The organism is Mesorhizobium sp. M7A.F.Ca.US.005.03.2.1, from assembly GCF_003997795.1.
GTDB classification, from domain to species: domain Bacteria; phylum Pseudomonadota; class Alphaproteobacteria; order Rhizobiales; family Rhizobiaceae; genus Mesorhizobium; species Mesorhizobium ciceri.
Window position 1 is genome coordinate 1 of the sequence record NZ_RZRP01000655.1, and the last position, 3,625, is coordinate 3,625.

Below are 3,625 nucleotides of genomic sequence, written 5' to 3' on the forward strand. Positions count from 1 at the left end.
AGGTTCTCGATCATGCCGCCTTTCGAGCTCGGCGCCACCACCATGGGCTACGGGCTGGGCCCGGCCTCCGCCTCAGCCTTCAATTCGCCTGATGCCAAGCGGCGTTCCATCTCCTTCGTCGGCGACGGCGGCTTCTGGCACAACGGCCTGACCTCCTCAATTGGCAACGCGGTGTTCAACAAGAACGACGGCGTCATCGTCATCGTCGATAATTTTTACTCGGCCGCCACCGGCGGCCAGGACATCCTCTCGTCCCGCGCCGGCAACAAGACCAAGTCGACGAAGCATCCGATCACCGAGGCGGTCAAAGGCATGGGCGTCAAATGGCTGCGCCATGTCGACCGCACCTATGACGTGACCAAGATGCAGGACACGCTGCGCGAGGCGCTGACGACGGAGGAGAAGGGGCCGAAAGTCATCGTCGCCTCGTCCGAATGCATGCTCAACCGCCAGCGCCGCGAAAAGCCGCTGGTCGACAAGGCGATCAAGGGCGGGACCCGTGTCGTGAAACCGAAGTTCGGCGTGGATGAGGACATCTGTACCGGTGACCATGCCTGCATGCGGCTGTCCGGCTGCCCATCGCTGTCGGTCAAGTCGCTCGACGATCCTTTGCGCGACGATCCGGTCGCGCATATCGACCAGAGTTGCGTCGGCTGCGGCAATTGCGGCGAGGTCGCCGATGCGGCGGTGCTCTGCCCGTCCTTCTATCGCGCCGACGTCGTCCACAATCCAAGCCGCTGGGATCGCTTCCTGGAAGCCGCGCGCCGCGCCACCATCAGCCTGTTGCAGCGTCGCCGCGAAAGCCGGCGCCTGACTTTCGCCGATGCTTGACGCCGTCCCCCCACTTCGCGCCCACGCCGGCGCTCAGGATGGTGAGCGTGTCATCAAGCTCGCCGTGCTGGCGGTCGGCGGCCAGGGCGGCGGCGTGCTCGCCGACTGGATTACCGATGTCGCCGAGCGCAACGGCTATGTCGCGCAGTCGACCTCGGTCGCCGGCGTCGCCCAGCGTACCGGCGCCACCATCTATTATGTCGAGATGGCCCGCGACACCGGCCGGCTGCCGGTCTTTGCGCTGTCGCCCTCGCAGGGCGACGTCGACATCCTGATCGCCGCCGAATTGATGGAAGCCGGCCGTGCCATCATTCGCGGCTTCGTCACGCCCGAGCGCACCACGCTGATCGCCTCGTCGCACCGCATCGCCGCCGTGTCGGAAAAGATCGAACCGGGCGATGGCCGGGCCTCGTCGTCGAAGGTGCATGCAACGGCGGAAGCCGCATCGAAGCGCTTCATCGCTTTCGATATGGAGAAGATCGCCGCCGACAATGGCTCGATGATCTCGGCCAGCCTGCTTGGCGCGCTGGCGGGATCCGACGCCCTGCCGTTCACGCGCGAGAGCTACGAACAGGCGATCGGTGCCGGCGGCCGGGGCGTCAAGGCCAGCCTCGCCGCCTTCGGTGCCGCGTTTGACCGTGCGCGCGGCACGGCGGCACCGGCGCCTAGGCCGGCCGAGCCCGCGATTGTCGAATCTGCCCTGGGCGCCGGACAGGTGAGTGGCCCGCAAAACCTGCTGCAAGGCTGGCAGGCCTTGGCTGTCCGTATCGATCTGTTGCCGGTGGCCGTGCGCGACATGGCGCTTCGAGGCTTGAGAAAGGTCGTCGACTATCAGGACATCGCCTACGGGCGCGACTATCTCGACCGGTTGGACAAGGCCGTCGCGCTGGACGGGCCGATTCAGGGCTATGGCTTGTCCATCGCTGCCGCCAAGCATCTGGCCAATGCGCTGTGCTACGACGACATGATCCGCGTCGCCGATCTCAAGACACGTTCGACGCGCGACAAACGCGTGCGCCGCGAGGTCGGCGTCAAGGATGGCTCGATCCTGCAGGTGACCGAATATTTCCATCCGCGCATCGAGGAGTTCTGCGGCACGCTGCCGGCGGGTCTGGGCAGCTACATCGAGGACCGGCCGAAGCTCGCCGCCTTTCTCGACCGCCGCATCAACCATGGCCGCCGCATCCGCACCGACAGTTTTGCCGGCTTTGCAGCACTCTGGTTCATCGGCGGCCTGCGCCGCTGGCGCCGCAGCCTGCTGCGCCACAAGGTCGAGGTCGCTCATCTCGATGGCTGGTACGCGCTGGCGCTCGACCATGTGCCCCAGGATTACGCACTGGCCGTCGAGATCCTCAATTGCCGCCGGCTGATCAAGGGCTACAGCGACACCCATGCCCGGGCGCAGTCGAAATTCGACCGGGTGCTGTCCGCGCTCGACATGGTCAAGGGCCGCACCGACGCCGCCGACTGGATCCGCCGCCTGCGCGAGATGGCGCTGAAGGACGAGAAGGGCGACATGCTCGACGGTGCGCTGAAGACCGTGGCGACGCTGGGGCCAGATAAAATCGGCTGAGATAACTAGCGAGCATCTACCGATTGGAGCGGCGCCAGCCCATGCAGCGGCGCCGCTTCCGGGAACAGATGCAGCAGCCCTGAATCGACGCGCCGGCGCAGATGTGCGTCCACTTCGGCCCGATCCTGACAACCATGAAACCTGCCGCCGCAACGGTCGCGCAGGCGCACGAGGTCGGCCATGACAGGCGACATCGGCAGGCCGGCAGCGTCGAGCAGGCTCGCGCTGAGGAAGCCGACGTCGAGCGGGGCCAGGTCAGGCATCGGATGGCGCAAAGGATGGTTGAAGGTGGTGAGCGTGTAGAAAGTGCGATAGGCAAGCGAGCCAGGGGTCGCCAAGGCGTCGTCCCCGGCGATCGCGTCGACGAACGGCTTGGTCGCCGACGACTGGTGATCGCCGAATTCGAGCACCACGGCGCCGCGTTCACCGGCATCCGCTTGCCTCTTGTCGAGGAAATCCTGGAAATCGCCGCGCGCTACCGCCATCCGGCGCAGATACTCATTGGCCTGGAAATCGCCCGAGAAAGGCTCGCCCTCGACCTTCAGCCCGGGCTCCATCCGCCCCTCATAGGGTGAGTGCGGAAACATGGTCTGGATTTCGAGGAACAGCGGCCGGCCGTCTTCCCTATGGTGCCTGGCGATGAATGCCTCGGCCGCCTGGTAATAAAAGTTGTCGCGCAGGTGATAGAAGGGCGCGGCGATGTCCTTGATGTCGAGCATGGTCTCGAAACCGATCGATTTCAGGAACGGCCCTTCATTGACGAACGAAAAGTCCATCGGCGTCATCACGACAGTCCGATATCCGCAGCGCGCCAGCACCTCCGGCAAGGCTCCGGCGACCTTGTCCTGCAGGGTGATGGTCAGATAGGGGCTTCGCCAGCCGAAATCGGTGGCCGACAGGCCGGTCATCAGCGACAGATTGGTGATCCAGGTGCCGCCGCCAAACGTCTCGACCTGCATCTGGTGCGGCGTGCCGGCCCCCGGTGCGAATCTCTGCAGGAATCCCGCGCCGTTGCCGACCTGCGGAAAATAGCCGGGATCGGACTGGCTTTCGCTGAGCACGAAAAAGACGTCGGGAAGATCAGCCCGGTCGCCGCAATCGACCGTGTCGGCAAAAGGCGGCTGCGGCGCCACGGCTTGCAGCCGCTTTTCGAAGCCCGATTCTACAACGAGGTTGTGCAAATCCAGCAGCGAGACGAAGAAGGCCGACATGTGCCGGCCC

The 3,625-nt window shown here is 65.3% G+C and carries 3 protein-coding genes; 2 read left to right on the top strand and 1 reads right to left on the bottom strand.

Annotation, left to right across the window (positions count from 1 at the left end; genetic code table 11):
• Both EN991_RS27690 and EN991_RS27695 read left to right on the top strand, forming a co-directional pair.
• On the top strand, positions 1–831 hold an 831-nt coding region (locus EN991_RS27690; protein WP_245461089.1), incomplete at its 5' end, for a thiamine pyrophosphate-dependent enzyme.
• Complete coding sequence (locus tag EN991_RS27695) at positions 824–2,404, top strand: indolepyruvate oxidoreductase subunit beta family protein (protein WP_127369944.1); 1,581 nt, start codon at positions 824–826, stop codon at positions 2,402–2,404. The genes EN991_RS27690 and EN991_RS27695, both read left to right, overlap by 8 nt.
• A gap of 5 nt (positions 2,405–2,409) precedes the next feature.
• On the opposite strand, the gene EN991_RS27700 is transcribed toward EN991_RS27695, so the two are convergent.
• A partial coding sequence (locus EN991_RS27700) for a sulfatase-like hydrolase/transferase (RefSeq protein WP_127369945.1) occupies positions 2,410–3,625 on the bottom strand: 1,216 nt, incomplete at its 5' end.

Bases quoted from the DNA above. Each gene is read 5' to 3' on its own strand.
- EN991_RS27695 (WP_127369944.1), top strand. From the start codon at position 824: ATGCTTGACGCCGTCCCCCCACTTCGCGCCCACGCCGGCGCTCAGGAT.